Source organism: Streptomyces sp. R302 (genome assembly GCF_012927245.1).
GTDB lineage: Bacteria > Actinomycetota > Actinomycetes > Streptomycetales > Streptomycetaceae > Streptomyces.
Map to the genome: position 1 here is coordinate 248,292 of NZ_JABBGE010000004.1, position 26,501 is coordinate 274,792.

General features: G+C 72.7%; 21 protein-coding genes. 3 read left to right on the forward strand and 18 right to left on the reverse strand.

Going from position 1 to position 26,501, the window contains the following annotated elements; translation table 11 throughout:
• Positions 1–12 precede the first annotated feature (12 nt).
• Positions 13–843 carry an alpha/beta hydrolase gene (locus HHL19_RS14110; RefSeq protein WP_169089331.1) on the reverse strand — a complete coding sequence of 277 codons (831 nt, stop codon included), beginning with the start codon at positions 841–843 and terminating at the stop codon, positions 13–15.
• Between the two features lie 92 nt (positions 844–935).
• Positions 936–1,793, reverse strand: coding sequence for an aminoglycoside phosphotransferase family protein (locus HHL19_RS14115; RefSeq protein WP_169089333.1), 858 nt, complete (start codon positions 1,791–1,793; stop codon positions 936–938).
• Positions 1,794–1,989: 196 nt separating this feature from the next.
• Here HHL19_RS14115 and HHL19_RS14120 point away from each other — a divergent pair, with 196 nt between their 5' ends.
• Complete coding sequence (locus tag HHL19_RS14120; protein ID WP_169089335.1) at positions 1,990–2,544, forward strand: DUF1697 domain-containing protein; 555 nt, start codon at positions 1,990–1,992, stop codon at positions 2,542–2,544.
• On the opposite strand, the gene HHL19_RS14125 is transcribed toward HHL19_RS14120, so the two are convergent.
• From HHL19_RS14125 to HHL19_RS14185, 14 genes are all read right to left on the reverse strand, one after another.
• Positions 2,541–3,290: a sirohydrochlorin chelatase gene (locus HHL19_RS14125; RefSeq protein ID WP_169089337.1), complete on the reverse strand. Its 750-nt coding sequence runs from the start codon at positions 3,288–3,290 to the stop codon at positions 2,541–2,543. The two genes, HHL19_RS14120 and HHL19_RS14125, sit on opposite strands and share 4 nt — an antisense overlap.
• A gap of 4 nt (positions 3,291–3,294) precedes the next feature.
• Positions 3,295–4,182: an ABC transporter permease gene (locus tag HHL19_RS14130; protein ID WP_169089339.1), complete on the reverse strand. Its 888-nt coding sequence runs from the start codon at positions 4,180–4,182 to the stop codon at positions 3,295–3,297.
• A complete protein-coding gene (locus tag HHL19_RS14135; protein ID WP_169089341.1) occupies positions 4,169–4,966 on the reverse strand; it encodes an ABC transporter ATP-binding protein in 798 nt (265 codons plus the stop codon). Before HHL19_RS14135 ends, HHL19_RS14130 begins: the two co-directional genes overlap by 14 nt.
• Before the next feature lie 35 nt (positions 4,967–5,001).
• A complete protein-coding gene (locus tag HHL19_RS14140) occupies positions 5,002–6,111 on the reverse strand; it encodes an aliphatic sulfonate ABC transporter substrate-binding protein (protein ID WP_169089343.1) in 1,110 nt (369 codons plus the stop codon).
• A 200-nt stretch (positions 6,112–6,311) separates the two neighbouring features.
• Positions 6,312–7,655: a GTP-binding protein gene (locus HHL19_RS14145; RefSeq protein WP_169089345.1), complete on the reverse strand. Its 1,344-nt coding sequence runs from the start codon at positions 7,653–7,655 to the stop codon at positions 6,312–6,314.
• Positions 7,656–7,657: 2 nt separating this feature from the next.
• Positions 7,658–8,593, reverse strand: coding sequence for a sulfate adenylyltransferase subunit CysD (gene cysD, locus HHL19_RS14150; RefSeq protein WP_169089347.1), 936 nt, complete (start codon positions 8,591–8,593; stop codon positions 7,658–7,660).
• A complete protein-coding gene (gene cysC / locus HHL19_RS14155) occupies positions 8,590–9,156 on the reverse strand; it encodes an adenylyl-sulfate kinase (RefSeq protein WP_169089349.1) in 567 nt (188 codons plus the stop codon). The genes cysD and cysC overlap by 4 nt, the downstream gene beginning before the upstream one ends.
• Positions 9,156–9,872, reverse strand: coding sequence for a phosphoadenylyl-sulfate reductase (locus tag HHL19_RS14160; RefSeq protein ID WP_169089351.1), 717 nt, complete (start codon positions 9,870–9,872; stop codon positions 9,156–9,158). Before HHL19_RS14160 ends, cysC begins: the two co-directional genes overlap by 1 nt.
• Positions 9,869–10,048, reverse strand: coding sequence for a hypothetical protein (locus HHL19_RS14165; RefSeq protein ID WP_169089353.1), 180 nt, complete (start codon positions 10,046–10,048; stop codon positions 9,869–9,871). Before HHL19_RS14165 ends, HHL19_RS14160 begins: the two co-directional genes overlap by 4 nt.
• The gene (locus HHL19_RS14170; protein WP_169089355.1) at positions 10,045–11,742 is read right to left on the reverse strand and encodes a nitrite/sulfite reductase; all 1,698 of its coding nucleotides are present in this window, start codon (positions 11,740–11,742) and stop codon (positions 10,045–10,047) included. Before HHL19_RS14170 ends, HHL19_RS14165 begins: the two co-directional genes overlap by 4 nt.
• Before the next feature lie 126 nt (positions 11,743–11,868).
• Positions 11,869–11,952: a putative leader peptide gene (locus HHL19_RS38495; RefSeq protein ID WP_311136957.1), complete on the reverse strand. Its 84-nt coding sequence runs from the start codon at positions 11,950–11,952 to the stop codon at positions 11,869–11,871.
• Positions 11,953–12,107: 155 nt separating this feature from the next.
• Positions 12,108–12,677 carry a GNAT family N-acetyltransferase gene (locus HHL19_RS14175; protein ID WP_169089357.1) on the reverse strand — a complete coding sequence of 190 codons (570 nt, stop codon included), beginning with the start codon at positions 12,675–12,677 and terminating at the stop codon, positions 12,108–12,110.
• Between the two features lie 165 nt (positions 12,678–12,842).
• Positions 12,843–14,135, reverse strand: a complete 1,293-nt coding sequence (locus HHL19_RS14180) for a helix-turn-helix domain-containing protein (RefSeq protein WP_169089359.1) — start codon at positions 14,133–14,135, stop codon at positions 12,843–12,845.
• Positions 14,136–14,692: 557 nt separating this feature from the next.
• Positions 14,693–16,330: an acyl-CoA dehydrogenase family protein gene (locus HHL19_RS14185; RefSeq protein ID WP_169089361.1), complete on the reverse strand. Its 1,638-nt coding sequence runs from the start codon at positions 16,328–16,330 to the stop codon at positions 14,693–14,695.
• A 17-nt stretch (positions 16,331–16,347) separates the two neighbouring features.
• Here HHL19_RS14185 and HHL19_RS14190 point away from each other — a divergent pair, with 17 nt between their 5' ends.
• Positions 16,348–17,472 carry a YihY/virulence factor BrkB family protein gene (locus HHL19_RS14190; protein WP_169089363.1) on the forward strand — a complete coding sequence of 375 codons (1,125 nt, stop codon included), beginning with the start codon at positions 16,348–16,350 and terminating at the stop codon, positions 17,470–17,472.
• Positions 17,473–17,524: 52 nt separating this feature from the next.
• Here the strand turns inward: HHL19_RS14190 and HHL19_RS14195 are convergent, their stop codons facing one another.
• Together HHL19_RS14195 and HHL19_RS14200 are read right to left on the reverse strand one after the other, a co-directional pair.
• Entirely contained in the window at positions 17,525–19,135 is a 1,611-nt protein-coding gene (locus HHL19_RS14195) for a hypothetical protein (RefSeq protein WP_169089365.1), read from the reverse strand.
• Positions 19,132–24,924 (reverse strand): hypothetical protein, encoded by a 5,793-nt coding sequence (locus HHL19_RS14200; protein ID WP_169089367.1) that lies wholly within the window; start codon positions 24,922–24,924, stop codon positions 19,132–19,134. The genes HHL19_RS14195 and HHL19_RS14200 overlap by 4 nt, the downstream gene beginning before the upstream one ends.
• 412 nt (positions 24,925–25,336) lie before the next feature.
• Here HHL19_RS14200 and rsgA point away from each other — a divergent pair, with 412 nt between their 5' ends.
• Positions 25,337–26,452 (forward strand): ribosome small subunit-dependent GTPase A, encoded by a 1,116-nt coding sequence (rsgA, locus tag HHL19_RS14205; protein WP_206324988.1) that lies wholly within the window; start codon positions 25,337–25,339, stop codon positions 26,450–26,452.
• Positions 26,453–26,501: the final 49 nt, after the last annotated feature.

The following is a 26,501-nucleotide window of genomic DNA, read 5'->3' on the forward strand; positions in this document are numbered from 1 at the left end:
GTCCGCTTCCGGTCAGGCGTTCTCCTTGAAGAACGACAGCAGCAGCTCGCTCACGGCCTGCGGCCGGTCCAGCTGGAGCCAGTGCCCCGCGTCCTCGACCCGCTCGTACCGCCAGGAGCCGCTGACCGCGTCGGCCGTCCGCTCCATCGAGCGCTCGGTGAGGAAGCGGTCCCCGGTGGACCAGACGCCCATCACCGGCACCCCGGCCGGCAGCGGCGGCACCGGAACGTCCGGGCCGAACTGCGCCTCCGCCGGGAAGCCCGAGCGGTAGATGTTCAGGGCGGCCGTCAGCGCCCCCGGCGCGCGCAGCGCCTCGATCACCGGCTCCGCGTCCGCGTGCTCGGCCAGCATCTCCCGCAGCTGGGCGTAGTCGTCCCGGGAGAGCCAGTCCTCGGCGAGCCCGGCCAGCTGGAACAGCAGCATGTACCAGGAGCGCTGCTTCTGCTCCCAGCCCGCGCCCCGGACCGCCGTGATGTGCCCCACCGACAGCAGGCCCAGGCTCCGCACCCGGTCCGGCACCGCCGAGGCGAGCCCCTGCGCGACGGCGGACCCCCAGTCGTGGCCGACCAGGTGGAAGCGGTCCACCTCCAGGTGCGCGAGGAGTTCGAGCAGGTCGCCGACGTGCTTCGCCGGGTGGTACGCCTCCGGGCCGCCCTCCGGACGGTCCGAACCGCCGAAGCCGCGCAGCGTCGGGGCGACCGTGCGGAAACCGGCGGCGTTGAGCACCGGCACCTGATGGCGCCACAGGGTGTGGCTGTCGGGGAAGCCGTGCAGGAGCAGGACCACCGGCCCCTCGCCGCTCACCTCGACGTCGAGACTCACTTCGGACAGCCGCACGCGCATCACAACACCCCGTTCCCGTATGCCGGTTCGACAAGGATCATGATGGCAGCCCGAGTGGAACGCGTACCAGTCGGCAGGGAGACGGGCACCGGTCAGAAGGGATACCAGCGGACCTCGGGATCGCCCTCCCGCAGCGACGCCACCCGCCGCTCGAACTCGGCCAGCGCCTTCGGGTCGTGCGGCGCGTGCTGGGCCACCCAGGCACAGCTCGCGGTCTCCCGCGCCCCGCGCAGCACCGCGCACCCCTCCCACTCCCGCACGTCCCAGCCGTACGCCTCGGTGAAGGCGTCGTAGGCCGCCGGGTCCAGGCCGTACCGGTCCCGGGAGAGCGCGAGGACCACGAGGTCGTGCTCGCGCAGATCGGAGGAGAAGGTCTCCAGGTCCATCAGGACCGGCCCGTCCGGCCCCACCTGCACGTTGCGGGGCAGGGCGTCGCCGTGGATCGGGCCGGGGGCCAGGTGCGGGGTGAGCGCCGCGGCCGCCGGGGCGAAGGCATCCCGCCGCTCCCGGAGGAAGGCCGCGTCCGCCGGGTCGATCGCCTCCCCGGCGAGCCGCAGCCACCGCTCCACCCCGCCCAGCAGTTCCCGCCGGGGCAGGACGAGACCCGCCGGCTCCGGCAGCGCGTGCACCGCCCGCAGCAGCGGCGCCAGATCGCGCGGCTCGGCCGGGCGTACGGCCTCCGGCAGCGGATGCCAGAAGGTCAGCGGATGACCCTCGACGAGGCGCGGCTCCTTCTCCGCCGCCCGCACCGCCGGTACCCCGGCCTCCGCGAGCCAGCCGGCCAGCGCCACCTCGCGCTCCGCCCGCGCGAACAGCTCGGCGGACCGGCCCACCTTCACGACCAGGCCGTCCACCGCGAAGACCGCGTTCTCACCCAGCGCGAGGAGCCGTGCCCCGCCGGCCGCGAGCCCCGCCGCCGCCAGGATCTCCCGCGCCCTCGCCTCGTCCATCACTCTCTCCCTACCCGTTGGTACGTGCCTGCCCGAAGTCTCCCACCCCTGCCCGCACCCCCCGTCATTACGAAACCTTGTTTGATAAGTCACAACTCCGTGACGGCCCTTCCGCTCCCGCCCGCCCATCGGAGAGGGTTCGATCCAGCCACCGCGCCGCCCCCCACGAGGCGCGGTGGCCCCTAAGGTGGGGCGCATGACCACGACGTACGCGCTCCTCCTCCGCGGCATCAACGTGAGCGGTCACCGCAAGCTGCCCATGGCCGAGCTGCGCGAGCTCCTCGAAGGCCTGGGCCACCGCGGCGTCCGCACCTACCTCCAGAGCGGCAACGCCGTCTTCACCACCGACTCGGACGCCCCCGAGGCCACCCTCGCCACCGCCATCGAACAGGCCATCGAACGGCGCTTCGGCTTCACCTGCGACTGCCTGGTCCGCGACGGCGCCTACCTGACCGCCGTCGCCGAGGCCTGCCCCTTCCCGGCGGCCGGCCTGGAGGGCAAGCAGCTGCACGCCGTCTACTACTCCGCCCCGGTGACCCCCGACCGCTTCGCCGCCGTCGACGCCGAAGCCTTCGCCCCCGAGTCCTTCGCCCTCGGCGACCGCGTCCTGTACCTCTACACACCCGACGGCCTCGGCCGCTCCAAACTCGCCGAGGCCGTCCTGCGCCCGTCCCTGAACAAGGGCCTCGTCGCCACCGCCCGCAACTGGAACACCGTCCGCAAACTGGTGGAGATGACCGCCGCCGACTAGCCGGCCGCGACCGCCAGACGCTCCGGGGCGCGCAGGGCCTCCCGGTAGCGGTCCATGAGGAGGGCGGCGAGCTCGGGGGAGGGGCCGAGGACGTCCGCCAAGGCGTCGGCCTCCGCGGCGCCGGCGGCGATGCGGTCGGGGAGGCGGCCGGGGGCGATCACGTACGGGGCCACCGCCACCCGGCGGACGCCCGGTTCGGCGCGCAGGGCGCGGACCGCCTCGGCCGTGGTGGGGAGAGATGCGGAGGCGAACGCGGGTCGCACGGAGCACCAACCGGTGCGCCGCAGCTCCCGCGCCGTTTCTGCGATCGCCGCGATCGCCTCCGGGTCGGAGGAGCCCGCCGAGGCCAGGACGACCCCGGTGGTGCTCTTGTCGGCGGGCGTGAGCCCGGCCTCGTACAGGCGCCGTTCCACCGTCGCGAGGAGCAGCGGGGACGGGCCGAGGACCTCCGCCTGACGGATCCGCAGGGAAGCGGGGGCCTGGCGCAGGACGGCGGGGATGTCGGCCTTCGCGTGGAAGGCCCGGGTCAGCAGCAGCGGCAGCGCCACCACGTCCCGTACCCCCTCGGCGGCGAGCCGGTCCAGGACGCCCGCCACCGACGGCAGGTTGAAGTCCAGGAACGCGGTCTCCACCCGCGCCCCCGGCCGCAGCGCGCCGGCCCGGCGCACCAGCGCCTGGACGGTCGCCGCGTGCCGCGGGTCGCGGCTGCCGTGGGCGATGACGAGGAGGGCCGGGGACGTACGCATCGGGTCAGGCCTTCACGAGCAGGCCGCGGCGGCGCAGGACCGCGCGCTCCAGCGGGCTGAAGAAGAGCAGGTCGATCGCGATGCCGACGAGCAGGATGAGGAAGATCGCGAGGAAGATCCCCGGCATGTCGAAGTTGTTGCGGCCGTTCTCCAGGAGCTGGCCGAGGCCGAGGCCCAGGTCGGGGGAGGAGGCGATGATCTCGGCGGCCATCAGGGAGCGCCAGGAGAACGCCCAGCCCTGCTTGAGGCCCGCGAGGTAGCCGGGCAGCGCGGCCGGCATCACGATGTGCCAGGCGCCCCTGAGCCCGGTCGCGCCGAGCGTCCGGCCGGCGCGGAGGAAGAGCGGCGGGACCTGGTCGACGCCGGCCACCAGGCCGTTGGCGATGGACGGGACGGCGCCGAGCAGGATCACCGCGAACATCATCGAGTCGTTGAGGCCCAGCCAGAGGACGGCCGGCGCCACCCAGGCCACCGACGGCAGCGATTGGAGGCCGGCCAGGATCGGGCCGATCGCGGTGCGGATCACGCCCACCCGGGCGACGAGCAGCCCCAGCGGGGTGCCGATCGCCAGGGCGAGCAGGAAGCCGAGGAGCGCGCGGGAGACGCTGGTCCACAGCACCCCGAAGAGGGTGCCCTCCAGCCACATCGTCGCCAGGCTGTCCCAGACCGCGCCGGGCGAGGGCAGCTTGCCCGCGTCGGCGACCTCCAGGGTGACGAGCAGCTGCCAGAGCGCGAGGACCAGCACGATCGCCAGGACCGGCGGCAGCACCTTCTTCAGGAGCACCTCGCGCACCGGGGTGCGGCGGATCTGCACGCTGTCCAGCGCGTCGAGTCCGGCCTCCAGGCCCGCGAGGTCGTCGCCCTTGCGGACGGGTGTCTCAGTGCTGGCCATGGCGGCGGATCTCCCCACGCAGTTCTTCGGTGATCTCGACGGACAGTTCCGCCACGGCGGCGTCCTCGATGCGGCGCGGCTGCGGGATGTCGATGGTCCACTCCCGGGCGATCCGGCCGGGCCGGGAGGAGAGGAGGACGACGCGCTCGGCCAGCCGCACGGCCTCGCGCACGTTGTGGGTGACGAAGAGGACGGAGAGGTTCGTCTCCCGCCAGATCCGGGTGAGTTCGTCGTGGAGCACGTCCCGGGTGATGGCGTCGAGCGCGGCGAACGGTTCGTCCATCAGGAGGAGGTCGCTGGCCTGCGCGAGGGCGCGGGCCAGCGCCACGCGCTGCCGCATGCCGCCGGACAGCTCGTGGACCCGCTTGCCGTACGCGCCGCCGAGCCGGACCAGTTCGAGCAGCCGCTCGGCCTCCGGGCGGCGCTCCGCCTTCGGCACCCCGCGCAGCTTCAGGGCCAGCTCGACGTTCTTCCCGGCGGTCAGCCACGGGAAGAGGGCGTGCTCCTGGAACATCAGGGCCGGCCGGCCGCCGGGGGTCTCGATGGACCCCGCGGACGGCCGGTCGAGCCCCGCGACCAGGTTGAGCAGCGTGGACTTTCCGCAGCCCGAGGCTCCCAGAAGGGTGACGAACTCGCCGGGGGCGACATCGAGCGAGATGTCGTCCAGGACGAGCTGGCCGCCGGCGGGGCCGCCGAAGGACTTCGAGACGTGCGCGAGACGCGCGGCGTGACCGGTGGTGGTCGCGCGGTCCTCGGCCTTGGCGAGCGTCGTGGGCGTGGCCATGGTCGTCACCTCCTGGGTAGCAGCGGGTTGGCTGGTTACTTGACGCCGAGTCCGGCGTCGGCGACCTCGGGCCGCCCCTCGGCCTTGAGGACCTTGTTGAGCGCCTTCAGGTCGTAGATGCCCTTGAGGTCGGGCCGCTCCAGGAGACCGGCCTCCACCGCGTGGTCGGCCTGGGCCTGGAGGGTGGCGGCCAGCGGGTCGTCCGTGAACCGGATCGACGGCCAGGCGCCGTCGATGACCTCGGCGCCGAGCGGCTTGCCGGACAGCTCCTTCAGCTTGGAGTTGGCCGACTCCTTCGCCTTCTCCGGGTTGGCGTCGATCCAGGCGTTGGTCTTCACCGAGCCGCGCAGCACGGCCTCCACCACGTCCGGGTGCTCCTTCAGGAACGTCTGCGAGACGATGATGTTGGTGATGACGAACTTGCCGTCCGGCCACAGCGCCGACTCGTCCAGGAGGACCTCGGCGCCCTCGCTGACGAGCTTGGAGGCGGTCGGCTCCGGGACCCAGGCGCCGTCGATGGAACCGGACTTGTAGGCGTCCGGGGTCACCTTGTTGTCGGTGCGGAAGACGGAGACGTCGCCCTTGCCGCTCTGGGCGTCGACCTTCCAGCCCTGCTCGGAGATCCAGTCGAGGAAGGCGACGTCCTGGGTGTTGCCGAGCTGCGGGGTCGCGATCCGCTTGCCCTTGACGTCGGCCAGGGTCTTGATCTTCTCCGGGTTCACCACCAGCTTGACGCCGCCGGAGGCGGAGCCGCCGACGATGCGGAGGTTGGAGCCCTTGGACCTGGTGTAGCCGTTGATCGCCGGGGAGGGGCCGATGAAGCCGATGTCGATCGAGCCGGCGTTGAGCGCCTCGATCTCGGAGGGGCCGGCGTTGAACGTCGAGACGTCCAGCCGGGTGCCGCCCAACTCCTTCTGGAAGATGCCCTCCTGATCACCCACCAGGGCGGTGGCGTGGGTCAGGTTGGGGAAGTACCCGAGCCGGACGGAGTCGGCGGAGAGCTTCTCGCCCGTCGCCGCCACCTTTTCCTTGCCGTTCTTGGCCTGGGATCCGTAGCCGCACGAGGCGAGCGCGCCGATCAGGAGCGCCAGCGCGGCGGCGGTGGCGAGGCCGCGGAGCGGGGTGGTGCGGAAGGTGGCAGGCACGGGAGGTGTTCCCCTCGGTTCAGTGGGCTTCTGGTCTGCGTCTACGGCGGTGCGGGTGGAGCGTCGCCGCACGGCGACGGCCGTGCGCGGAGGCGGTCAGCACGCACATCGCGCGACACCGCCCCTGCCTGCGCCGAGGGCGCCGGAACCCACCCGGCCCCCTTCCTTCGCGAAAGCGCCGTAGAAGTCCTGATGCCTCATCAGAAGTCCCAGCCTTCCTCGTCCTCGGTGGCCGCGACGGCCTTGGCGGTGGCGAAGGACTCGCCCGCCATGCCCGCCGCGAGCGTGGTGCCGTCGGCCGGGTCGATCAGCAGGAACGAACCGGTGCGGCGGGAGTCGGCGTACGCGTCGAGCGCCAGCGGCTCCGCCGTGCGGACCTTCACCCGGCCGATGTCGTTGGCGACGAGCCGCCCGGGCTCCGGGTGCTGGGAGAGGTCGTCCAGGGTGAGCCGGGACGGGATCTCCTTGACGATCGCCTTGACCGTGCGGGTGGTGTGCTTGAGCAGCACCCGCTGGCCGACGGTGAGCGGCTGGTCCGCCACGTGGCAGACCGTCGCCTCCACGTCCTGGCTGGTCGCCGGGGCGTCGGCGCTCGGGGCGAGCAGGTCGCCGCGCGAGATGTCGATGTCGTCGGCGAGCCGGATCGTCACCGACTGCGGGGCCCAGGCGATGTCCACCGGCTCGCCGAGCGCGTCGATCGCGGTGATCGTGGAGGTCTTGCCCGAGGGCAGGACGGTGATCTCCTCGCCGACCCGGAAGGCACCGGCCGCGATCTGGCCCGCGTAGCCCCGGTAGTCGGGGTGCTCGGCCGTCTGCGGACGGATCACGTACTGCACCGGGAAGCGGGCGTGGCAGGCCGTCAGGTCGTGGCTGACCGGGACGGTCTCCAGGTGCTCCAGGACGGTGGGGCCGCCGTACCAGTCCATGTTGGAGGACGGCTCCACCACGTTGTCGCCGGCGAGCGCCGAGATCGGGATCGCGGTGATCTCCGGGACGCCGAGCTCGGAGGCGTACGTGGTGAACTCCTCGGCGATCGCGGCGAAGACGGGCTCCGCGTAGTCGACGAGGTCCATCTTGTTCACGGCCAGGACCACGTGCGGGACGCGGAGCAGGGCGGCGACGGCGGCGTGCCGGCGGGTCTGCTCGACGACGCCGTTGCGGGCGTCGACGAGGACCACGGCCAGCTCGGCCGTCGAGGCGCCGGTGACCATGTTCCGGGTGTACTGCACGTGCCCCGGGGTGTCGGCGAGGATGAACCGCCGGCGCGGGGTCGCGAAGTAGCGGTACGCCACGTCGATGGTGATGCCCTGCTCCCGCTCGGCCCGCAGGCCGTCGGTGAGCAGCGCCAGGTCCGGCGCCTCCTGGCCGCGTGAGCGGGAGGCGTGCTCGACGGCCTCCAGCTGGTCGGCGAGGACCGACTTGGAGTCGTGCAGGAGGCGGCCGACCAGGGTGGACTTGCCGTCGTCGACGGAGCCGGCGGTGGCGAAGCGCAGCAGGGTGGTGGCGGCCAGCTCGGCGGCCGGCTGCTCGGTGGACGTGCTCATGGTTAGAAGTACCCTTCGCGCTTGCGGTCTTCCATCGCGGCCTCGGACATCTTGTCGTCGGCGCGGGTGGCGCCCCGCTCGGTGAGGCGGGAGGCGGCGATCTCGGCGATGACGGCGTCGAGCGTGGTGGCGTCGGAGTCGACGGCGCCGGTGCAGGACATGTCGCCGACCGTGCGGTAGCGGATCAGCCGCGTCTCGACCGTCTCCGACTCCTTCGGGCCGCCCCACTCGCCGGCCGTCAGCCACATGCCGTTGCGGGCGAAGACCTCGCGCTCGTGGGCGAAGTAGATCTCCGGGAGCTCGATCTCCTCGCGCTGGATGTACTGCCAGACGTCCAGCTCGGTCCAGTTGGACAGCGGGAAGACGCGGACGTGCTCGCCGGGGGCGTGCCGGCCGTTGTACAGCTGCCACAGCTCGGGGCGCTGGCGGCGCGGGTCCCACTGCGAGAACTCGTCGCGCAGCGAGAACACCCGCTCCTTGGCGCGGGCCTTCTCCTCGTCGCGCCGGCCGCCGCCGAAGACGGCGTCGAAGCGGTGCTGCTGGATCGCCTCGGTCAGCGGCACGGTCTGCAGCGGGTTGCGGGTGCCGTCCGGGCGCTCCTTGAGGGCGCCGCGGTCGATGTACTCCTGCACGGAGGCGACGTGCAGCCGCAGCCCGTGCTCGGCGACCACGCGGTCGCGGTACTCGAGGACCTCGGGGAAGTTGTGCCCGGTGTCGACGTGCAGCAGCGTGAAGGGGACCGGCGCCGGGGCGAAGGCCTTCAGCGCCAGGTGCAGCATGACGATCGAGTCCTTGCCGCCGGAGAAGAGGATCACCGGCCGCTCGAACTCCCCCGCCACCTCACGGAAGATGTGGACGGCCTCGGACTCCAGCGAGTCGAGGTGCGACAGCGCGAACGGGCTGTCGGTCTCCTCGTGGACATGAGCGACGGTCGTCATGCGAGACCCCTCTCGGTGAGCAGGGAGTGCAGCTGGGCCGCCGACTCCCGCACGGTCTGGTTCTGGGACTCGATCCGGAGATCGGGGGCCTCGGGGGCCTCGTACGGGTCGTCGACGCCGGTCAGGCCCGAGATCTGGCCGGCGGCCTGCTTGGCGTAGAGGCCCTTGACGTCGCGGACCGAGCAGACGTCGACCGGGGTGGCCACGTGCACCTCGACGAAGGCGGTGCCCTCGGCCTGGTGGCGCTTGCGGACCGCCTCGCGGCTGTCGGCGTACGGGGCGATGACCGGGACCAGGACGGTCACGCCGTGCGAGGCGAGCAGCTCGGCGACGAAGCCGATCCGCTGCACGTTGGTGAACCGGTCCTCGCGGGAGAAGCCGAGGCCCGCGGAGAGGAACTCGCGGATCTCGTCGCCGTCGAGGATCTCGACGCGGCGGCCCTCCTCGCGCAGCCGGCCGGCCAGCTCGTAGGCGATCGTGGTCTTGCCGGCGCTCGGCAGGCCGGTGAGCCAGACGGTGGCACCGGTCACGGGGGTCTCCAGGGGGGTGTCGGGGGTGGTCATCAGCCGTGCAGCCCGCATTCGGTCTTGGCGCGGCCGGCCCAGCGGCCGGCGCGGGCGTCCTCGCCCGCCTCGACCCGGCGGGTGCAGGGCGCGCAGCCGACGGAGGCGTAACCGTCCATGAGGAGCGGGTTGGTGAGGACCCCGAACTCCGCCACGTACGCGTCGACGTCGTCCTGCGTCCAGCGGGCGATCGGGGAGACCTTCACCTTGCGGCGCTTCTCGTCCCAGCCGACGACCGGGGTGTTCGCCCGGGTCGGGGACTCGTCGCGGCGCAGTCCGGTCGCCCACGCGGTGTACGCCGTCAGCCCCTCCTGGAGCGGCTGGACCTTGCGCAGCGCGCAGCACAGGTCGGGGTCGCGGTCGTGCAGCTTCGGGCCGTACTCGGCGTCCTGCTCGGCCACCGTCCGACGCGGGGTCAGGGTGATGACCTTGACGTCCATGACGGCCTCGACGGCGTCACGGGTGCCGATGGTCTCCTCGAAGTGGTAGCCGGTGTCGAGGAAGACGACGTCCACGCCGGGCATGGCGCGGGAGGCGAGGTGGGCGACGACCGCGTCCTCCATGGAGGAGGTGACGCAGAACCTCGGGCCGAAGGTGGCGGTGGCCCACTGGAGGATCTCCAGCGCGGAGGCGTCCTCCAGGTCGCGCCCGGCCTGCTCGGCGAGCGCCTTCAGCTCGGCGTCGGTGGTCGCATCCGAGATCTGAGTGTCCGTCATATCTCTTCCCCTCCAGTGGTGTTGCTCGAAGTCGCCGGGGCGAGGAGCCCCAGGAACTTCAGCTGGAAGGCTCGACTGCACGCGGCGCATTCCCAGGCCCCGTGGCCCTGCTCGTTCGGACGCAGGTCCTCGTCCCCGCAGTACGGGCAGAAGAACGGTGCGGCGCGCTCGCTCACGAAAGGGCCTCCTCGGAGGCGCGGGCCGCCCAGGTGGCGAAGCGCTCGCCGTCCTCGCGCTCCGCCCGGTAGCGGGTGAGGACGCGCTCGACGTAGTCGGGCAGTTCGGCCGAGGTGACCTTCAGGCCGCGGACCTTGCGGCCGAAGCCGGCCTCCAGGCCGAGGGCGCCGCCCAGGTGGACCTGGTAGCCCTCGACGCGGTTGCCGTCGTCGTCCAGGACCAGCTGGCCCTTGAGGCCGATGTCCGCGACCTGGATGCGGGCGCAGGCGTTCGGGCAGCCGTTGATGTTGATGGTCAGCGGCTCGTCGAAGTCCGGGAGGCGGCGCTCCAGTTCGTCGATGAGCGCGGAGCCGCGGCCCTTGGTCTCGACGATCGCCAGCTTGCAGAACTCGATGCCGGTGCAGGCCATCGTGCCGCGCCGGAACGGCGACGGCGTGACCCGCAGGTCGAGCGCCTCCAGGGCGGCGACGAGCGAGTCGACCTGCGACTCGACGACGTCGAGGACGATCATCTTCTGCTCGGCGGTGGTGCGGACCCGGCCGGAGCCGTGCGCCTCCGCCACTTCGGCGATCTTGGTGAGGGTGGGGCCGTCCACCCGGCCGACGCGCGGGGCGAAGCCGACGTAGAAGTTGCCGTCCTTCTGCCGGTGCACGCCGACGTGGTCGCGCCAGCGGCCGGCCGGCTCCGCCGGGGCGGGCCCGTCGGTCAGCTTCCGCTCGAGGTACTCGTCCTCCAGGACCCGGCGGAACTTCTCCGGGCCCCAGTCGGCGACGAGGAACTTCAGGCGGGCGCGGTTGCGCAGTCGGCGGTAGCCGTAGTCGCGGAAGATCGAGATGACGCCCTCGTAGACGTCGGGGACCTCGTCCAGGGAGACCCAGGTGCCCAGGCGGACGCCGAGCTTGGGGTTGGTGGAGAGTCCGCCGCCGACCCAGACGTCGAAGCCGGGGCCGTGCTCCGGGTGGACGACGCCGACGAAGGAGATGTCGTTGATCTCGTGCGCCACGTCGAGCAGCGGCGAGCCGGAGACGGCGGACTTGAACTTGCGCGGCAGGTTGGAGAAGTCCTTGTTGCCGACGATCCGGCGCTGGATCTCGTCGATGGCGGGGGTGCCGTCGATGATCTCGTCCTCGGCGATGCCGGCCACCGGCGAGCCGAGGATGACGCGCGGGGTGTCGCCGCAGGCCTCCGTGGTGGAGAGGCCGACCGCCTCCAGGCGGTTCCAGATCTCGGGGACGTCCTCGATCCGGATCCAGTGGTACTGGACGTTCTGCCGGTCCGTGATGTCGGCGGTGCCGCGGGCGAACTCCTCGGAGATCTCGCCGATCACTCGGAGCTGCCGGGTGGTCAGCCGGCCGCCGTCGATGCGGACGCGGAGCATGAAGTACTCGTCGTCCAGCTCCTCCGGCTCCAGGACGCCGGTCTTGGTGCCGTCGAGGCCCTGCTTCCGCTGGGTGTAGAGGCCCCACCAGCGCATGCGGCCGCGCAGGTCGTTGGGGTCGATCGAGTCGAATCCACGCTTGGAGTAGATCGTCTCAATGCGTGTCCGCACGTTGAGACCGTCGTCGTCCTTCTTGAACTGCTCATTGCCGTTCAGCGGGGTGAAGTGCCCCACGGCCCACTGACCCTCGCCACGGTGGCGCCCGGTCTTGCGTCGGGCGGCGGCGGGAGTGGGGTTTTCCGGGGTGGCGGCCATGGCGTCTTGTCCTTCGGGACTGCGAGAGGGCGGCTCTGACCTGCACACTCGCGCGCAGAACAGAGAGTGGCGCGACGGTGCGCAGCAGGGTCGGGCAGAGAGGGAGGGGCGGCAGTGCTGGCTTGCTCAGCGCGCCGGACAGATGGCGCTGGACATGCGGCCGAGGTCGACGTGCCGCCGACTCACCAAGGCAGTTCCAGTTCCAGGCATGGCGGAAGCGTGTCACGGGACTTTGGACGCAGTCCAGCTTCGTCCGGTATGTGGACATGAACGTCTCGCTGTGCGAGACGGTGTGGCCTGGGTCACGCGAAAGGGGCCCTGCTCAGGGCCCCTTTCGCGCCGTATGGCGGCGAACCGACGGACGCTCAGGCCTGCGCTCCGGGCCACGGGCCGGGCGTCTCGGTCTCCTCGACCGTCTCCGTCCTCGTCTCGAAGAGGCGGAAGCCGCGGCGCTCGTAGTTGGCCATGGCGTGCGGCCCGTCCAGCGAGCAGGTGTGCAGCCAGACCCGCTTGGTCGGCTCCCGGTCCGGCCAGCGCTCGGCCAGGTCCCAGGCGCGCCGGATGCCCTCGGTGAGCAGGTGGCCGCCGATGCGGCGGCCCCGGAAGGCGGGGATCAGGCCGAAGTAGACGATCTCGACGACCCCGTCGTCCTGCGGGTCGAACTCCACGTACCCGGCCGGCGTCCCCCGGTCGTACGCCACCCAGATCTCGGCACCCGGCTTCTCCGCTATCTCCTTCCACCGCTCGTACGGGAGCGACAGCCGGTCGGCCCAGTGGATGTCGCCGCCGACCGCGGTGTAGAGGAAGCGGCTGAACTCGGGGGAGGGGACCTCTGCCCGGCGGACGGCGATGTCGTCGCCCTCGGGGACCCGGGCCGGACGCAGGTCGTCCGGCGAGGTCTGTTCCAGGGACCAGGTGGTGAGAGTGATGCTCATGCCCCTTATCGCATCATGCGGAGCGCGGGATTCCCAGGGGAGTCGGGGGTCGGGGCGGTCACGCGGGGCGGTGCCGGACGGGCTGTCCAGCATGTGGACGGAAGGAGTGTGACCGGCCGGTGTGGACGGAAGGAGAGTGAGCGGCCGGCCGTGCCGGTCCCGGCCTCAGACCCCGATCCCCGCCCGGACCGCCGGAGCCGTCGAATGGGGAAGGAGGTCGTCCGGGTGCTCCGGGCGCAGCACCTCCACCGCGATCTCCTCGCGGAAGCGGTACGGGCGGTGCGCCAGGACGCCCGCCAGCGTCCGCCGCACCCGGGACATCTCGGCCCGCACGGTCACCGTCCTCGTCCGGTCCCCGAACACGTCCTGCGCCAGATCGGCCGCCGTCCGCCCGTCCGGGTGCAGGGCGAGGAGATAGAGGAGCTCCGCGTGGCGCGGGCTCAGCTCCTGCTGCCAGCTCCCCGCCGCCCCCGAGACCGCCACCGTCCAGCGGCGCGGCCGGCTCAGGTCGAGCACCACCCGGCTCGCCGCCCCCGACTCCGTACCGGCCGGCGCCGTGTCCTCCTCCACCCGCAGCAGCCAGCCGCCCGGCAGCGGCTCCACCGCGCACATCCCGAGCGAGGGCAGCCAGACCGTGCCGGCGCCCAGCCGCTTCGGGAGGGCGATCCGGTCCGTCGGGGCGAGCCCGGTCACCGCGGCGGTCCAGCCGTGGGCGTCCACGGCGACGGCCCGGCCGCCCACCCGGCACAGGATCGGCGCGGCCACCGCCCGCAGCCGCTCGATCGTGGCCCGGTGCCGCTCGCGCAGCTCGGCCTCGGCGAGCCGGGCGACCGAGCCGACGAGGGCCAGCATCGAGGGGTGGAAGGTGGAGGCCGGTCCGCTGACGTCGAGGACGCCGAGCAGCCGCTGGTCGCGCGGGTCGTGGACGGGCGCCGCGGCGCAGGTCCAGTTGTGCAGCGACTGCACGTAGTGCTCGGCGGAGTGGACCTGCACCGCCCGGTGGGCGGCGAGCGCGGTGCCGACCGCGTTGGTGCCGGTGGCGTGCTCGGCCCAGGCGGCGCCCTCCTCCAGGCAGATGCCGTTCGCCTGCCGCATCACCGAGGGGTGGCCCTCGCGCCAGAGGATCCGGCCGTGCTCGTCGGTGACCACCATGATCTGGAGCGAGGCGTCGGCGATCCCGGCGAGCCCGGAGCTGAGCGTCTGCATCACCTCGGCGAGCAGGGTGCTGCGCCGCCGCTGCTCCAGCTCGTCGCGGCGGAGCAGCACGCTGCTCGTGCCCTGGTCCGGGTCGAGCCCGAGCCGGGCCATCCGCCGCCAGGAGGCGTCGATCTCCGCGCGGGGAGCGATCGGAGGCGTACGCCCCGCCAGGGTCTCGTCGCGCACGCGGTGCAGCAGCCGGGCCGCCTGGACGGCGTCCATGGTGGCCAGCCGCTTCATGTCGAGCCGCGTGTTGTTCATCGGTCCCTCCCCGCCACCCGGTGTGCTGTATCGGTTCTGCAGTGCTCGGGCGGATGACCGGAGCGTCATGAGCGCCGTACGGCCCGTCCGAATTGTCCTCCAGGGCCGCAGCTCGCAGTGCCGAGGGTCCATCGTGCCGCCCGGAAGCCCTCCATGGAGCCCGGTTCGGGTAATCCTGCAACCCTTTGCAACTCTGGCCCCGCCCCGCCCCCGTGCGTGAGGGTGGTGACGGCGGGTGGTGGTGCCGTGTCGGCGCAGCACCACCCCCGCCTTCCGCGCGTACCGCCCTCGCGCCCCGCCCTGCGGGCCGCCGGGCCACCCCTGGTACGCGCGGCCAGACCTCCGGGAACGCGACGCGACGCGTGCTCCTGTGCGCGCGGCTCGGCTCCGTACGTGTGACCCGTCCTCGTTACGCGCGACCCGGCCTCGTACGCGCGACCCGGCCTCGTACGCGCGACCCGGCCTCGTACGCGCGACCCGGCCTCGTACGCGAGGCCCGTCCTCGTACGCGCGGCCCGGCCCCGTACGTCCATCCGACGTCCGGAACATGCCCCGTCTCACTCCACCGGCCGGGCCCGCTCCACCACCGCGCGCAGGTCCAGGCCGGTCGGCAGGGTGCCGAAGGCCGAGCCGGAGTCGCCGCCCAGGCGGCCCGCGCAGAACGCGTCCGCGACCTCCGGCGGCGCCCAGCGGACGAGGAGCGCGCCCTGGAGGACCAGGGCCATCCGCTCCGCGAGGCGCCGGGCCCGGGCCTCCACGCCGTCCAGGTCGGCCAGCTCGGTGAGGACGCCGCGGATCGCCCGGTCGAGGCGGGGGTCCGCGCCCCGCGCCTCCCCGACCTCCCGGAGGTACGCGTCGAGCGCCGCCGGCTCCGTCCGCAGGGCGCGCAGCACGTCGAGGGCCTGGATGTTCCCCGCGCCCTCCCACACCGAGTTCAGCGGCGACTCCCGCAGCAGCCGCGGCAGCCCGGACTCCTCCACGTACCCGTTCCCGCCCAGGCACTCCAGCGCCTCGGCCACCACCGGCACGCACCGCTTCGTCACCCAGTACTTCGCCGCCGGCACCGCGATCCGCAGCAGCGCCCGGTCCCGCTGCGTACCGGAGTCGTACGCCGCCGCAAGGCGCATCCCGAGGACGGTCGCCGCCTCCGACTCCACCGCCAGGTCCGCCAGCACGTTCCGCATCAGCGGCTTGTCGACGAGGAGGCCGCCGAAGGCGGAGCGGTACGAGGCGTGGTGCACGGCCTGCGCGACCGCCTGCCGCATCAGCGCCGCCGAGCCCAGGACGCAGTCAAGGCGGGTCGCCGCCACCATCCCCATGACCGTCCGGAGCCCGCGCCCCTCCTCGCCGACCCGGCGCGCCCACGTCGTCCCGTCGAACTCCACCTCCGCCGAGGCGTTCGAACGATTGCCCAGCTTGTCCTTGAGCCGCTGGAGCGCGAACGCGTTCCGGGACCCGTCGTCCAGCACCCGCGGCACCAGGAAACAGGTGAGACCCCCCGGGGCCTGCGCGAGGACCAGGAAGGCGTCCGACATCGGCGCCGAGCAGAACCACTTGTGCCCCGTCAGCACGTACTCGCCCTCGACGGCCAGCGGCCGCGCCGACGTCGTGATCGCCCGCAGGTCGCTGCCGCCCTGCTTCTCCGTCAGCCCCATGCCCAGCAGCGCCCCCGCCTTCGCGGCGACCGGACGCAACTCCCGCTCGTACACCCGGGAGACCGCGAGCGGCTCCCACACCGCCGCGACCTCCGGTTCGGCCCGCAGCGCCGGCACCGCCGCGTGGGTCATCGACACCGGGCAGCCGACCCCGGCCTCCGCCTGCGTCGCCACCAGGAAGCCGGCGGCCCGCCGCACATGCCCGCCCGGCCGGTCCCAGGCGTCCGTGAGGCCCGCCGCCACCGCCTTGCCGAGCAGCCGGTGCCAGGCCGGATGGAAGTCCACCTCGTCGATCCGTCGCCCGTACCGGTCGTGGGTCCGCAGCCGTGGCGGGAAGGCGTTCGCCTGCTCGCCCCACTCCCTGACCTGCTCCGAGCCGGTCGCCCGGCCGAGGGCCCGGAGCTCCTCGCGGGCCCCGTCGAGGAGCTCCGCGGGCAGGTGGCGGTCGACCGCCTCGGCGAGCGCGCGATCGGACCCGAAGACGTCGTACCCCACCAGGGGCGGAGGCTGACCGGAGACGGTGCGGGAGGGTGCTTCCATGCCGATACGGTAAGCAGGTGCAGGCAGCAAGCGAAACATCCGAACGGCCGGAGCGGCGACCCTGGAGCAGGCTCCACCGGGCCCGTGTCCTCTACCGCAACGTCTCCAAGCGGAAGATGGTCTGGCTGCTCCTCAAGGACACCGTCAACTCGTGCATCGAGTACCGGATCCTCGGCCTCGCCGCCGAGGCCGCCTTCTTCACCCTGCTGTCCCTGCCACCCCTCCTGCTCGGCCTGATCGCCGTCCTCGGCTACGCCGACGACTGGACCAACACCGACACCGTCGCCAGCATCGAGGAGAACATCCTCCGCGCGGCCGGAACGATCCTCTCCGACCGGGGCGTCAGCGAGATCGCCCAGCCGATCCTCGACGACATCACCCAGGCGAAACGGCCCGAACTCATCTCGCTCGGCTTCGCCATCGCCCTGTGGTCCGGCTCCCGCGCGGTGAACGTCTTCATCGACACCATCACCGTCATGTACGGCCTCGACGGACACCGGGGCATCGTCAAGACCCGGCTCCTCGCCCTGCTCCTCTACATCGTGGCGCTGCTCATCGGAGCCGTCGTCCTGCCCCTCGCGGTCGTCGGCCCCGACCGGGTCGTCGAACTCGTCCCCTGGGGCACGGACGTCGTCGCCGTCCTGTACTGGCCGGCCGTCATCCTGCTCTCCATCGCCTTCCTGACGACCCTGTACCACGTCTCCGTCCCCGTCAGATCGCCCTGGATCGAGGACATCCCGGGCGCGCTCGTCGCCCTCGCGATGTGGGCCTTCGGCAGCTTCCTCCTCCGGATCTACCTCACGAGCCAGGTCGAGGGCCCCACCATCTACGGCTCCCTGGCCGCCCCCATCGCGATCCTCCTCTGGATCGGCGTCTCCGCCTTCGCCGTCCTCGTCGGCGCCGCCGTCAACGCGGCCATCGACCGCGTCTGGCCCTCCGTCGCCACCGCCGCCGCCCGCGAGGCCAACGAACGCGCCCGCGCCGTCCAGGCCGCCGAACTCGTCGCCCGCATCCGCGCCGAAGCGGACGACGTCGACGAGGACGACCCCGACATGCCCTCCGAGTTCCCCGAACGCTGGTCCAAGTTCCTCCCCCCGGACGACGTGAAGTCCCGCCTCCACACCGGCTGGGAGAAGGACTGACACGCGCGGCGCCAGGTGCCCCGCATACCCGGCACACGCCCGCGCCATGCCGTCACTTCCCGCCGCCGACGCCCCAGTCGGTGGTCAGGGCCTCCGTGACGGTGACGAGCTGCTCCTGGCCCAGCGGCTGGAGGTGGGAGAGATGGTTCCTGGTCCTGCTGAGCCTCTGCAGACGGTCCCGCTGGTCCGAGGGCAGGACCAGGTATCCGGCCACCCGCGCCAGGTCTCCGATCTCCAGCTCGGCCAGCGGAGCGGCGGGAAGCCTGTTGCGTACACGGTGTTCGGACCTGGCCTGTTCGCGGAAGTAGTCGAGCTCGATGCCCTTTCGGAGCAGGCCGGGCACGAGTTCCGTCAAGGACGTGCGGGCCTCCTCGATGAGCGGGAGCAGGACCCGGTTCTGGGCGTGGCACACGAGGATCCGAAGCTCGGGGGAGTCCGGGTCGAGCAGCCGGCGGGCCACCACCGGACGGACGTGTCCGTCCCAGCTGTCGACGACCCCCGACGCCCAGTCGTCGAGGATCTCCGCCGACGGGCGGGAGGCGTGCGCGGTCGACATGCGCCGGGGCCAGCTCCGGCTCTCGCTGCCGTCCCCGCCGGGCAGCGCGGCGGTCAGCGCATGGCGGAGGGACTCCACGTCCCCTCCCTTCCACACCTCGCGCAGGACGAGCGCACGGTCGACGTCCGGCCCGCAGACCTCCGCGACGACGGAGTCCGTCACCCGGTCGTACAGCGCCTGGGCGGCCGTCGCCGGCGGTCGGGGCCGCCAGGCGAGCAGCACCTCGCTGTCCAGGCGCGTCCACACCCGCCACCACCAGTGCAGGGTGACCTGGTGAGGGCTCAGCCCCCTGCCGAGGGCCCGTGTGGGCAGGTCGTCCACCCGTGCGGCGAAGAGGAAACGGGGGCGCCGCTCCGCGGGCAGACCCGCCTCCCGGAAGGTGGCGTGGGCCGCCCGCAGCAGCTGCCCCATCTCCTCCGCCGAGTGCTCCTCCCAGCCGCGCACCACCACGGTCGGCGGGGAGCCGGGCGGGTCGTCGCCCACGCCTCCGTCCGGGGTGCCGCCCTCGGACTCCCGGTGACCCCGACGTGCCCTCCTGAGCAGTTCGTCCCACGGGTCGCCCGCCACCCCCAGTTCCTTGGCGAGGCGGTCGACGAGCGACACCGGACGGGCCGTACCGGGCGTCTCCGCCACGGCGGGCGGGCCGGTCCCGATGCCGTCCGGGGGCGCCGCCCAGGACCCGAGGAGGGCGCCGTAGGGGTCATCGGCGTCGAAGCCGTCGTCCTCCTCGTGCCACGGGTCGAAGAGGACGTGGCCCGGTGCCGGGTCCGGCGCCCCGTCGGAGGCGCGCTGGGCCGGCAGGACGACCATGCCGGGGGCCGGGGCCTCCGCGTCGCCCTCCGGCGGTGCGACCGAGCCCGGCACCGGTACGGCCCCGTCGAACCGGTGCAGCAGCTCGCGCAGGAAGAAGTCCGCCCGCCCGGATGCCACCACGGTGTCCGGGAAATACCAGACGCAGTCGAGGCCCGCTCGGAGGTCCCGCTCGACCCGGTCGAGATGTCTGCGCGGTCCGGGAAGACGCGCCAGGTCCCGTGGAGCGGCCGGCGGCGCGGAAGGGACCGCCTCCCGCGTACCCGCCGCCCCGCCGCCGTCCCGGGCGACCGTCATCGGCCGTCACCGATCGCCTTGAGGGCGCGGAAGGTGACCGGGTCGAGCGTGCTGCCGCCGTTGTCGACGACGTCGAGGACGCCGATGCGGTCGAGACGGGCGAGGAACCGCTCCGCCGTCTCCAGGGCGCGCTCGGCCTCGCTCTCGTCGAAGAGCCCGGCGGCGACGAAGGCCGCCTGGAGGTCGCCGGGGCCCGCGACCGCCTTTCCGGCGTCGTGGTCCGACTCGTCGTAGAACTGCGCCCAGGCGGTCAGTCGGGCCACGTCGGAGTCGTCCAATCCGGCCAGCCTCAGATGCCCCTCCGCCTTCTGCGGGCTGGTCATCTCCGCCCGCAGTTCCCCGAGCACGTCCTGTTGCCGCTTGCCGAGGCGCACCTTCGCCATGGCCAGCTCCACCAGCACGGGCCAGCCGCCCGTCACCCGGATCAGGTTCCGCCGGTCGTCCGGGGAGGTGAAGGGGGACTCCGGCCAGGCGCGCAGGCTGTTGAGGTTCCACCGCTCGGGATGGACCACCCCCACGGCCCGTTCCACCCCCGCCGCGGTGTCCGGATCGCACAGGACCACGGCGTAGCGGCGGGGCGGCGCGGAGGAGGTCCCCTCGGGACGGGCGCTCTCCGTGTACTCCAGCAGCCGCTCGACGGCCTTCTCCAGCCGACCGGTGTCCTTGCCCCGGAGGTCGACGAGGAGGAGACGGGAACCGACGTTGCGGCGGGAGTTCGCCGTGATGACCTCCGTGAGGTCACCGTCGGGACCGACCGGCACGATGGTCAGGCCGTGGCCGTCCACGTGCAGTTCCAGTCCACGTGCCACCAGGTCCGCGCCGAGCGCGGGGGTGCACGGCACCAGTGTGGTGCGGGTCGCGAGGATCTCGCTCAGCTGGCCGTCCGTCAGCGGGCTCATCCGCTGCACCCGGGTGCGGCGGTCGGAGCCCAGGGACCGCCGGGCGACCTTCGGGTCGTAGTCGTACGGCTGGTCGAACTGGGTGTCACGGAGCTCGTTCTCCAACTCGACCTTGGTTCCGAGCATGTTGACCACGTTCGGGCTGCGCATCGCGTAGACCCGCTCGCCGTCGAGCTTGATCAGCAGGCCGAGGTTGACCATCTCGTCGAGGTAGATGATGAGCTGGCGCTCGGTGACCTGCCGGAAGCCCTCGTCCCAGCGCTCACGGGCGTGTTCGAGGAGTTCGGTGGGCCGGTAGCCGTGCCCATGACCCTCTTCCAGGCTGCGCACGGCGATGAGCAGGGCGAGGACGCGGTAGCGGTCCTCCAGGTTGATGGTGTAGCGAAGCCGTTCGGCTATGAGCCCGCGGACCTCCTCCGTGCCCGCGACCTGTTGCACGTCCTCCCAGGTGATCGGCGCGTGGCGGCCCGAGGCGGGCAGCGGGCGCTGCTGCATGTAGGAGACCAGATGGTCGCAGAAGATCTGGAGCAGGTTGGCCTGGTAGTTGGTCAGGCCGAGGATGTGCCAGACGAGGTCCCGGGTCTCGAAGACGAGCCCCACCGCGGCCATCGGCTTCTCCACGAGCTCGACCGCGTCCCGCGGGTCCAGCGGCCCGACCGGCACGTCCCGGCCGCCGTGCGCGGTGACCACGTTGATCAGCCGGTTGAAGCGCTGGACCTGGTGCAGACCGGCGAACACGATCTTGAAGTCCCGTCCGGTGTCCTCCATGAGCCGCTGGAGCCGCTTCACCGTGGGGAAGGTGGACTGGCCGCCGCCCGTGTAGACCGCCTGCGCGTCGGCGGTCAGGAACGCGTCGGCCTCGTCGGCGAGCAGCAGGATGCGCCGCTCCGGCGTCACCGTGATCCACTGCCGGATCGCGCCGGCGATCACGTCCGCCGGTGCCCGGTCGGCGATGGTCCCGCTGAGCACGCGCCGCCGCTTCAGCTCGGCCAGCAGCATCCGCCAGATCGCCTCCGGCGGCTCGGCGTGCCCGATGTCGGCTTTCATCAGGTCCAGGTAGACCGCGACGCGATTGTCCTTGTCGCCGTTCTGGAAGACCTCCGCCGCCTGCCGGAGCAGGGACGACTTGCCGAGCTGGCGCCCGCCGAACAGGAAGATCGGACCCTGCGGGTCGATCACCGAACGCATCTCGTCCATACGCCCCTTGAAGACCTCCGGCGGTACGAGCCCGGCGACGTGCGGGGTGTACGGCGTGTAGCCGGTCCACGGCAGGGTGACCCGCTGCGTGGCTCGGAAGGAACGCGGCGCCCGCGCGGCCACCCAGCCGACCACGGCCGGATCGACGACCAGCGCCTGCTGCGTGCGGCCCCTCGACTCCATGGCGAGCCTGCGGCGGCCCTCCACGCCCAGCGGCTGGGTGTAGAGGATGATGTTGGCGCCGATCGCTGACGCCGACAGGTGCCGCAGGGGTCCCTCGCCCCGGAGCTGGTCGGTGATGACGACCACCTTGTAGGCGTTGCGGGTCTGGGAGCCGAGCGCGGCCACGTACCCGGGAGTGCTCTCCGTGATGCCCGCCCGCACGCTCAGCCGCGTCACCCCCCAGGACGCCGTCTCCACATGAGGCTGGGGCGCCGCGGACAGGCCCAGGAGCCGGAGGACGCTGACGACCTCCCGGCCGATCTTCTGCACGTCCCGCGCCTGACCCAGTCGGTCCCACGCGTCGAGACCGGCCTTCGCGTTCGACACCAGGGGGTCGCCGTCGGCGTAGTGCTGCGCCCACCAGTGGGCGCTGCCGCCATCCACATCCGACTTGGGCGCGTGGGGGTCGGCCACCCCCGCCAGAAAGCGGGAGAGGATCTCGCCGGCCGGCTCGGTCGGTTCCGGCAGGGGCTGTCCCTGGCGTGCGAAGGAGAGGAGCTCTTCGGCCGCCACCGTCTCCCCGCGGTCCAGCAGCCCGCGGACCCGGGACGCGTCGGGCGCGGACATCTGCACCTGGTCGAGCTGTCCGCGCAGCTCGTCCGTCTTCCGCTCCTCCAGGATGTTCAGGCGCTCGCCGACCTCCGTGATCGCGAGGAACCGTTCCCGGTAGCGCCCCCCGTGGTCGTCGCCCTCCAGGTCGAGCAGGCGGCCGGCGAACTCCCGCTCGTCCTCATGGGTCAGCAGGTTGTGGGCACGGACCCGGGCCAGCCCCAGCTGAGCCCTGCGGTGCGCGCTCGCACAGCGGGACCGCCACATCTCGGTGGCGTCGGCGGACGCCTGCCGGATCTCGGAGAGCCGGGAGATCGTCAGCTCGACCTCGTCGATCCCGCCCTCGGTGATCCGCTCCAGGAGCCGACCGGCCAGGTGGAGATCGCCCTGCTCGCGGTGCCAGGCGAGGGCCTTGACCGGGTCTGCGGAGCCGAGCGCCGCCGAGAAGGAGTCGAAGGCCTCCGGGTGGGACAGGTCCGGCAGGTCCCGGTTGTCCTCGGTGAGCCAGGGGAGCCCCGGGACCTGCAGCAGTTCGTCGGCCGGCGGCGGGAACCACACGCCCCGGACCTCTGGCGCGTGCGTCAGGTCCAGCCAGCGCAGCAGTAACGCCAGCAGTGCGCCGCCCACGCCCGGCGCGGGCACCGCGGACCGGGCCGCTTCCACCGCGGCCTTGAGCTCCCGGCTGATCTCCCGGTTACCGGACGCGCGCGGCGCCTCGGCCACCCGCACCGCGTCCTTCAGCAGGTCCTGCACGGTCTTGAGGTGCGTGCGCAGCTGTTGGCGTGCGCCCGCGTAGATGTCGTCCTTGGACTGCCGGGGGCTGCGCTTGGCGCGGTCGGTCTCGTCGATGAGCCGGTCCACGGCGTCGAAACGCTTGAAGTGCGTCTCCAGGAGGTCGAGCAGCTCCCGCTGGCCCGTCCGGCCCTCGCTCGCCGCCCAGCTCTCGATCGCCTGGAGCGACCGTCCGATGACGCCGTCCGCCGCCGTGAGCGTCTGAAGCACCACCGTGGCCCGCTGGTAGCGGATCCTGCGCTTCGGCAGGTCGACGGCGAGCTGCCGCGCCTGGTCGGCGAGCCGCTCGTACCGGTCGGCGGGCGTCTCGACGGAGGTCGGCCGCAAACCGCCGGGTTCGATCTCCGCGCCCATGCGAACCGCCTGCACGAGTCCGTCGAGGAGGCCCGCCCATGGCGCGGGCAGCCCGGGGAGCGGCGTGTGCTCGGCGAGGACGCTGCTCGCCCAGCGGGCCGAGATGCTGCTGCGCACGGCCGCGGCGACCAGGACGAGCTGTGCCTCCGGGTCGTCGTCCCAGGGTCGCCGCTTGCCCAGCGCCTCCAGTCGCTCCTCCGCCTTCGCCTGGAGGTCGGACGCGGCGGCGGCCGAGACGTGGAACGCCGCGTCCGCGAACTCCAGGGCGAGCGTGCGGTGCGCGGGTGCACCGGCGGCCCGGGTGAGCCAGTACGCCTCCGCCAGCCTGCCCTGCGTCACCAGCTCCGCGACCTGGCCCAGACCGTCGGCCCACACGTCGACCGGGGCCGGAACGGCGTGGTCAGAAGCATCGACGACGTCCGTGACCGGGGTGATCGGAGTCTCCGCGGCGGCCGGCGCCCGCGGCGGAGTGGACGGTTCGGGGGCTGGGGCTGGGGCTGGGGCCGGGGCCGATTCCGGGGCGGGGGCTGGGTCCGGTGTGGGCACGGCGTCCGCGTGGTTCGAGGGGGTGGCCTCCGGCTGAGGGCCGGCCGATCCCTCCACGGGCTCCGGGGAACCGTCCTCTGCTGCGTCGTCCGCCGAGAGGTCGTCCTCAGCGGAGTCGTCCTCCGAGAAGTCCTCTCCGCCGGGCGGCGTACCCTCCCCGAGGTCCTCCGGCTCGCCGTCCGTCTCCGCGGTCTCCGCGACCGCCGTCGCAGGCTCGTCCTCGCCCCGCAGCCGGGCGAGGGTGGCGTCCAACTCTGCTACGTGCTCCTCCATGTTCTTCCGGACCAGCGGACTGGTGATCGTCTTGAGCAGCGCCTCGACTTCCTTGCGGGCCATGGACACCTTGGCGATCTCCTGATCGACCAGGCGGCGCTCCTCCTCCTTCGCGCGCAGTCGGTCGATCAGCTGCTCGGCGTCGCTCCAGCTCCGTCCCGCATCCCATGTCCCCGCCCCGGCTTCGGCGAGCGCACCGGCCAGCTGCTCGCGCTCGCGCGCCCAGGCGAGCGTCGCCCGCAGGAGTCCGTCGTCCGCCAGGAACCGACCGTCCCGCAAGGAGACGGCGAACGCGTCCACGCGGTCGGCCAGTTCTGCGGCGTCGGAGCGGAGGGCGGCTGTCTGCTCCGAGAGCGTATCGGGGGTCGGGCGTACCGCCGCCGTCCGCTCAGTGGCTCCGCCGTCCTCGGGCGTCCCGGGCGCTTCGGCGCCGGGCGGCCCGGGCGCCGGCACCGGGTCGGGGGCACCGCCGGGTTCGCGATTCGTCTCGATGAGGCAGGATCCACGCTCCCAGATCTCGCCCGGCACCGGAGCCCCGTCCTTCTGCGTGGCCTTCACCAGATCGTGGCGGTGGCTGCGCACGAGGCGGTGGGCCGGGAGGTCGGGGCGCAGCGTGAGTCCGTACAGCATGAGTTGGCCCAGATCCGTCGGCAGTTGCCGGAGCATCTCCGTCAGCTGGCCGGCGTCGGGGTCGCGGAGCCGGTCACCGTGGCCGAGCTCCTCCAGCCGCGCGCAGCCGATGCTCAGCCCGCAGCCGCTGACCATCCACAGCAGTTCCTCGGGCGCCCGGTTGACCCACAGCCGCGCCCCGCTCGTCCTGCGCAGCGCCGCCGCCGCGGGGCCGCTCTGGTAATGCAGGAACTGGCTGCCATGGGCGCGGTCGATGTGGCGGAACAGCTGCAGCACGAGCCGCGGACGTTCCAGCAGCCACTGCCTCAGAGTCGAGATGGAATGCATCGGACAGCCCCCTTGCTCCCCTCCCAACGGCCCGCGTTCAACAGGCTGTTGGCCTCACCTGGGTGACTCTCAGTCATATCAGATGGTGGGGGCAAGGGGGCGCGGTCACACCAAAGGGGCGCGAGGGGGTGCGTAGGAGCGTGAGAGGGGGGCGTTGCACCCGCCCGGAAAAATGGGTGGCGGCCGTGTTCGATGCCGCCGTATGGTGACGGACGTATTCGAGCGGCGGCCGTTTTCGCTGCCCGGAAGCCGACGAAGAAGCAGGAGGTGAGGACATTGATGACTGTCACGGTGACGGGCTCTGCCCGCATTCAGGAGTTCATCGTTCCCACCCCTGTGGTCTCCGGCTGACACCCACTCGTACCGCGCGCTCGGAGCGCGCTGCCGGGGGCCGCCCTTCGAAGGGTCCCCCTTGTTCAACGCTTCGTTTCACCCGATTTCTTCTTCTTCCGTCCTCGACGCCCACGGCTGGGACGCCGGCTGGGCCGAGGCCTTCGCGCCGTACGCCGCCCAGGGGCTCGTCCCCGGGCGGGTCATCAGGGTCGACCGTGGCCAGTGCGACGTCGCCACGGCCGACGGGGTCGTCCGCGCCGACACGGCGTTCGTGACGCCGCACGATCCGCTGCGGGTCGTCTGCACCGGGGACTGGGCCGCCGTCGATCCCGAGGGCGCCGCCGATCCGCGGTACGTGCGGGCCTGTCTGCCGCGGCGGACGGCGTTCGCGCGGTCGACGTCGTCCAAGCGGTCCGAGGGGCAGATCCTCGCGGCCAACGTGGACCACGCCGTCATCACCGTCTCGCTCGCCGTCGAGCTGGACCTCGGCAGGATCGAGCGGTTCCTCGCCCTCGCCTGGGAGTCCGGGGCCCTGCCGACCGTCGTGCTCTCCAAGGCCGATCTCGTGCCCGACCCGGTCGTGCTCTCGCATCTCGTCGAGGACGTGCAGGGCGTCGCCCCCGGCGTGGAGGTGCTGCCGCTCAGTTCCGCCACCGGCGAGGGGGTCGAGGTGCTGTCGGCCGTCGTCGGCGGGGGAACCACCGTGCTGCTCGGGGTCTCCGGCGCCGGGAAGTCCACCCTCGCCAACGCCCTCGTCGGCGAGGACGTCATGACCGTGCGGGCCGCCCGTGACGTGGACGGGAAGGGGCGGCACACCACGACCACCCGGAACCTGTTCGTGCTGCCGGGGGGCGGCGTGCTCATCGACACCCCGGGGCTGCGCGGGGTCGGCCTGTGGGACGCCGAGGCCGGCGTCGGGCAGACCTTCGCGGAGATCGAGGAGCTGGCCGCCGAGTGCCGCTTCCACGACTGCTCCCACGAGTCCGAGCCGGGGTGCGCGGTGGTCGCCGCGCTCGACGAGGGCACGCTGTCCGTGCGCCGTCTGGAGAGCTACCGCAAGCTGCTCCGGGAGAACCAGCGGCTCGTCGCCAAGACCGACGCCCGGCTGCGCAACGAGATCCGCAAGGACTGGAGGCGCAAGGGCGCCGAGGGGCGGGCCGCCCTGGCCTTCAAGCGGGAGGGACGGCTCCGGTAGGCCGGACGTCGTGTCCGAAAGCCGCGAGTGTGCGGCGGTGCGCCGCCGC

Bases quoted from the DNA above. Each gene is read 5' to 3' on its own strand.
- cysC (WP_169089349.1), bottom strand. From the start codon at position 9,156: ATGACCACCCCCGACACCCCCCTGGAGACCCCCGTGACCGGTGCCACC.
- HHL19_RS14200 (WP_169089367.1), bottom strand. From the start codon at position 24,924: ATGCATTCCATCTCGACTCTGAGGCAGTGGCTGCTGGAACGTCCGCGG.
- HHL19_RS14110 (WP_169089331.1), bottom strand. From the start codon at position 843: ATGCGCGTGCGGCTGTCCGAAGTGAGTCTCGACGTCGAGGTGAGCGGC.
- HHL19_RS38495 (WP_311136957.1), bottom strand. From the start codon at position 11,952: ATGCCTGGAACTGGAACTGCCTTGGTGAGTCGGCGGCACGTCGACCTC.
- HHL19_RS14130 (WP_169089339.1), bottom strand. From the start codon at position 4,182: ATGGCCAGCACTGAGACACCCGTCCGCAAGGGCGACGACCTCGCGGGC.
- cysD (WP_169089347.1), bottom strand. From the start codon at position 8,593: ATGACGACCGTCGCTCATGTCCACGAGGAGACCGACAGCCCGTTCGCG.
- HHL19_RS14195 (WP_169089365.1), bottom strand. From the start codon at position 19,135: ATGACGGTCGCCCGGGACGGCGGCGGGGCGGCGGGTACGCGGGAGGCG.
- HHL19_RS14170 (WP_169089355.1), bottom strand. From the start codon at position 11,742: ATGGCCGCCACCCCGGAAAACCCCACTCCCGCCGCCGCCCGACGCAAG.
- HHL19_RS14135 (WP_169089341.1), bottom strand. From the start codon at position 4,966: ATGGCCACGCCCACGACGCTCGCCAAGGCCGAGGACCGCGCGACCACC.
- HHL19_RS14145 (WP_169089345.1), bottom strand. From the start codon at position 7,655: ATGAGCACGTCCACCGAGCAGCCGGCCGCCGAGCTGGCCGCCACCACC.
- HHL19_RS14185 (WP_169089361.1), bottom strand. From the start codon at position 16,330: ATGGAAGCACCCTCCCGCACCGTCTCCGGTCAGCCTCCGCCCCTGGTG.
- HHL19_RS14115 (WP_169089333.1), bottom strand. From the start codon at position 1,793: ATGGACGAGGCGAGGGCGCGGGAGATCCTGGCGGCGGCGGGGCTCGCG.
- HHL19_RS14120 (WP_169089335.1), top strand. From the start codon at position 1,990: ATGACCACGACGTACGCGCTCCTCCTCCGCGGCATCAACGTGAGCGGT.
- HHL19_RS14180 (WP_169089359.1), bottom strand. From the start codon at position 14,135: ATGAACAACACGCGGCTCGACATGAAGCGGCTGGCCACCATGGACGCC.
- HHL19_RS14160 (WP_169089351.1), bottom strand. From the start codon at position 9,872: ATGACGGACACTCAGATCTCGGATGCGACCACCGACGCCGAGCTGAAG.
- HHL19_RS14125 (WP_169089337.1), bottom strand. From the start codon at position 3,290: ATGCGTACGTCCCCGGCCCTCCTCGTCATCGCCCACGGCAGCCGCGAC.
- HHL19_RS14175 (WP_169089357.1), bottom strand. From the start codon at position 12,677: ATGAGCATCACTCTCACCACCTGGTCCCTGGAACAGACCTCGCCGGAC.